This is a genomic window from Intestinibacter sp. (assembly GCF_051866655.1).
Lineage (GTDB): Bacteria > Bacillota > Clostridia > Peptostreptococcales > Peptostreptococcaceae > Intestinibacter.
This window is the reverse complement of the sequence record NZ_JBJDXL010000270.1, coordinates 1-4,131: the sequence shown is the minus strand read 5'-3', so window position 1 is coordinate 4,131 and position 4,131 is coordinate 1. Positions and strand designations below refer to the sequence as shown.

Genomic DNA, 4,131 nt, shown 5'->3' with positions numbered 1-4,131 from the left:
TAGTAGTTGGATATATTACAGAATTAGTACAAATAGATATTGTCTTTATTGTTGAGTAAGTAGTGTCATTTAAAAAGCCTTCTAATTTTGTATCTATAATATTTTCAACTACAAGACCGACTAGTCGATCTCCATTTATGAAGTCATACGCCATTTTTATAAAGAAATTAAGCTGACTTTTAATTAATCCTACCACTAAGCTGATTACTTGTTCTTTATTTTCTTGAACATAATCGCATAGCTTAGATAATAGTGTTGATGTAATAGAATATAGATTTTTATCTAAGGTTACTTTTATCTTGCCACCGAAAATTTCAGCGATACTTTTATCCTCTGATAATTGATTTTGTAAAAATTTATCTAGTGAATTTTCTAATACATTTGGCAGATTTTTAATTATATAGCTGTTTAAATTATTTTCAACTGCTGATTTAACCTTAGATATATTTTCATATCCTACAAGCTGATCAATAGTCTTAGCTGTAGCAGCCTTATAAATGTCTTCCTTGCTTAAAATTAAAGCTCTCACTACTTCTTCTTTAAGCATTTTATCTACTGCAGATTTTACGCTATCGTCTACTGATTTATTTATATCGTTGTTTATAGATTCTACTAACACTTGAGGTAGTACATTGTTTAAATTTTGTTGCTTATCTATTTTAGCTTGTGCAAATTTTATAATCGCATCATCAAATCTATCTAAATTAGATAAAAAGCTTTGTGAAGCACTTAAAGCTCTATCCTTTGTCAATACTCCACCTACTTCTATATTTTCCACTGTCTTAGATAAAGATTTTGCAATTGCAGCTTTATTTTGGTTGCATTTATCTATAATAAACTCATATAAAAATTTGCTTATTTTGTTTTTCTTTTCACTTGCTATATCGACTAATACCTTAAAGTTATTATTAGATACCCAATTAAATATAGTTTCTGAGAAGCTATCCTTTTTAGAGTTAAATAAGCTCTCTACTCTCTTACCCTTCAAAAGCTCGTTGTCTATAAAATAAGCCATTCCACTGGCAAATCCATCCTTATGAGCTGGAATATATCCTTGGGCAAAAATTTTAAACACAGGTATCTTAGCTACAAATTCGTTCTTCTTATAAGGATGGAATATCATCCACAATGCTATTACATTTGTCAATATACCTACTAATCCCATAAGCACGCATGCCATTATTGTATTTTGGTATCCATTGTAGAATCCAAAGCTGTTGATTGTGCCCTTTATAGCAAATGCAAATATCAATCCCGCTATAGTTCCCAGTAATGCACCAAAGTAAGATAATGGTTTAAGCTGTTTGCCCATAAAGCTTTGCGCTATATCGCATATTTCGTCTTCATCTAGCTTCATTAAGTTATTGTAGATAATTCTCTTTACATTGTTATCTACAACCTGTTCTACATTGTTTACTAGGCCCTTGTGTAGTTTTTCACTTAAAGATAAACCTAAGCCTTCTTTATCTTTAATCAAATCTAAGACATCGTCTATTTCTTTGTCCTTTAATTCATCGAATATGAATTGTTTTAAATCTGTGAATTTGTTGCAAATTAACAGCATCAGCTTTTCTTTGTTGTTTAATATAATACTTTCAAAATCTACACTATCTAAACAATTCATAACTAATTTTTCAATATATGACTTACATACATTTTTGTTATTAACTATATATTTAGAGATTATTTTTGGTAATTTCTTAGATAGTAAAGTTATCTTATCCACAGAAATCATATCTTCTATTTTATTAGATAATATTTGTTTAATTTTATTATCCACAGCTCCACGTAGATAAAGATTTATCTTAGATTTATTTGATTTTATAAATCTATATATCCATGGTATAGCCTTTGATTTAAATAATGGCTCTAAATCTATTTTTACAAGCTCTGAAATTTGTCTTTCCTTAAAGCTTGAAATTACTTTTTCTATTAAGATATCTCCATTTGCTTCAAATAAATCTATTAATTTATCACAAATGATTTCTTCCCTTATATCTAGTTTATCTTCTAAGAACTCAACTATATCCCCAATATTTGTATCTTCTAAGAACTTCATTATTGCTAGGTATATTTTATTGCTTGCTTCTGGAGTTAATTCATAATTCATAACCATATCTGAAGCTCTATCGACAACCTTTAGAGTTTGAGATATTGAAGATAACATACCGGCGAATTTTTCGATCATTCCCTTTATAGATTCGTCTTCAATTTTATCTACAGTTTCTCCAACTGCACTGTTTATTACAGTGTCTATTTTGTCCTTATTTTCGTATAGCCAGTTAGATATATGAGGAGCTAGCTCTGGGATAATATCCTTGATATAGCTGACTATTGAATTAGCAAGTTCTTCTGGAAGTATCTCAAATAAAGTCACATCCATATCTCTAGCTACTGCTAATAATTCTGATATAATTTGTTTTAATCTTTCTCTATTAGCATCGTCCTTTGCTAGGTTCTTTATATGTTCGAATAATAGAGCATTTATATTTTTTAGCCCTTCTTCACCTAATATATCTAGTAAAGTTTTTTGACCTAAATTTATTTGTAGCTTAGATATTACTGATGTCAAATCTAGTAATTCATAAACCTTTTCTAATAATTCCATGCATTGTTGTTCATCATCGATTATATCGTTTATAGAATTATTTAAGATATTTGAAATACCTTCAGTTAAATTCACGCTAGCCTCATCGCTTAAAATTTCACTAAAAGTAATCGCCTTATTTTCATCATATAAACATGCTAAAAATTCTTCTAGCTTATTATCTGTCTCCAAAACATCTACAATCAATTCAACTATATTAGTGCTGATGCTATCTAATTGATCCTTTTGTAGTATATTTTTTATTTCTATTTTATTAGACAAATTATCTATTAATTTAGGTAGTTCCTCTTGTAAATTTTGCTCAATAAAAGTAACACATTGCTCAGCACTATTACTTATAGCTGGGATATGCTTAATTTTCACACCCTTAAAGGCATCATCCAAGGAATTAGTCATAAAATCCACACATGCAGCATCTATAACGCGCGCGAAATCCTCGCTTTCTATAGAACCTCTCAAAGTCTGTGAGTTTATTATGTCCTTTTCAACTAATTCACTTACCTCTTCTATAAATTTCACCTTGTTCTTTTTAACTGCACCACCGATTTTTAATGGAGTGTACTCTTTGAAAATCATATTTACAGCATATTTATTAGTTATATATCCTGCTACAGCCCCTGAAAAACCTTGTGTAAATATAAAAAGAAGGTCTTGTATATTTACCATTTCTATCACCCATTTACTATAATTTATATATTTTTCCTTAAACAATTAGTATATACTAATTTTTACTATTTCTCAATAATCGCACAATAAAACGATTCGATTTTAAACCATGTAAATTAATTTTACCTTCTTATTATGTACTTTATTTTAAATATTTAAAAGCCCTTCCAATTAATTAAAATTGAAAGAGCTTTTTAAATTAAATAAGTCTAGTCATTATTCGTTCAGCTATAAAGGCTACTACTGTAAATATAATCGCCATATATAATGGTACTGTTAAAATACTTTTACTTAGTACATAAGAAATTCCTATAAGTATTAATAATGCAATCATTATAGTTACCCAAATAACTATAAATCCCAAGACTTTATTATCCATTATAGATTTTTTCTCTGTATTTTCATCTGAATCAAATGAATTTTTACATATATATTTCACGATTGCAACTGAAGCTATTATAATAAGCAACGCATTCAATATATCACCTGTAGATAGCGTAAGTACAAAATTTCTAGGTTCTATAAACATACACACTATTACTTGCTTTATCACATAAATAGCGCCAATAATCCATATACACATAAGCGCTGTGTTTGCACCTTCTAGGATTTTTTGTTTTGTCGTCTTTTCAGGTAATTCTGCTATTATATTATCACAAATCTCTTTGCAATTTCCTCCAAATACATTATTTATATCTTCTCCTCTTTCCTGTGCATCTAATACCATCTCGATTATATCAGCTCTAACTAATTCCTGATCGTATTCAGAAATATTAGAGCCTCTCAGATAGCAAATCATATCTGTAAGTATCTTATCATTTTCTTCATTTATCAATTCTTCACGTTCGTTATTTGCC

The 4,131-nt window shown here is 28.8% G+C and carries 2 protein-coding genes; both read right to left on the bottom strand.

Annotated features, from left to right (window positions below; translation table 11 throughout):
• Nucleotides 1-3,274 (bottom strand): DUF445 family protein (locus tag ACI3VO_RS08100; protein ID WP_439757426.1); only part of this gene is annotated, 3,274 nt, incomplete at its 3' end.
• Between the two features lie 199 nt (nucleotides 3,275-3,473).
• Nucleotides 3,474-4,131: hypothetical protein (locus tag ACI3VO_RS08095; protein ID WP_439757425.1), on the bottom strand; the 658-nt coding region annotated here is incomplete at its 5' end.